This window comes from Embleya sp. NPDC050154, assembly GCF_044460165.1.
In the GTDB taxonomy this organism is placed as follows: domain Bacteria; phylum Actinomycetota; class Actinomycetes; order Streptomycetales; family Streptomycetaceae; genus Embleya.
The window spans coordinates 1-1056 of the sequence record NZ_JBITJP010000084.1; the positions used below are offsets into that span (position 1 = coordinate 1).

At 67.5% G+C, this 1056-nt stretch carries 1 protein-coding gene; it reads left to right on the forward strand.

Going from position 1 to position 1056, the window contains the following annotated elements; all coding sequences use genetic code 11:
* On the forward strand, nucleotides 1–1056 hold a 1056-nt coding region (locus tag ACIBSV_RS50700; protein WP_395874816.1), incomplete at both ends, for a M4 family metallopeptidase.

Below are 1056 nucleotides of genomic sequence, written 5' to 3' on the forward strand. Positions count from 1 at the left end.
GCCGGCGCCGCCGAGAGCACGTCCAAGGCGCAACTCCCGGTCGTGGACAAGGTCGACTCGCACCGCCTGGTGGTCCGGGTCAAGGACGACAAGAGCGCGCTCGCCTGGGAGACCGTGCTGGTCGGTCGTACCGCCACCGCGCCCAGCAGGCTGCACGTATTCGTCGACGCGAGCACCGGAGCGGTGCTCGACAGCTACGACGACGTCCGCGCCGGCAGCGGCAACAGCCAGTGGAACGGGCCGAACCCGCTCACCATCGACACCACCGGCTCGGGCAGTTCCTTCTCCCTGCGCGACCCGAACCGTCCCGGCCTGTCCTGTGCGGACTACAGCACCGGCCAGGTCTTCACGAAGTCCACCGACTCGTGGGGCAACGGCCAGGCCACCAGCAAGGAGACAAGCTGCGTCGACGCCATGTGGGGCGCGCAGAAGGAATGGAACATGCTCCGCGACTGGCTCGGTCGCAACGGGCACAACGGCAACGGCGGAAGCTGGCCCATCAAGGTCGGCCTCAACGAACTCAACGCCTACTGGGACGGCTCGACCGTCACCATCGGCCGCAACCAGTCCAACCAGTGGATCTCGTCGATGGACGTCATCGGCCACGAATTCGGCCACGGCATAGACCAGTTCACCCCCGGCGGCGCGGGCAGCGAGGCCGGACTCGGCGAGGGCACCGGCGACATCTTCGGCGCGCTCACCGAGGCGTACGCCAACGAGCCCTCCCCCTACGACGTCCCCGACTACACCGTCGGCGAGACCGTCAACCTGGTCGGCCAGGGCCCGATCCGCTACATGCACAAACCCTCCACCAACGGCGACCCGGACTGCTACAGCTCCTCCATCCCCAGCACCGAGGTCCACAAGGCCGCCGGCCCGCTCAACCACTGGTTCTACCTCCTCGCCGAGGGCACCAGCCCCGGCGGCGGCAAACCCAACAGCCCCACCTGCAACAACACCACCCTCACCGGAATCGGCATCCAACAGGCCGGCAAGATCTTCTACGGCGGCATGCTGCTCAAGACCAGCGGCATGACCTACAAGAAGTACCGCACC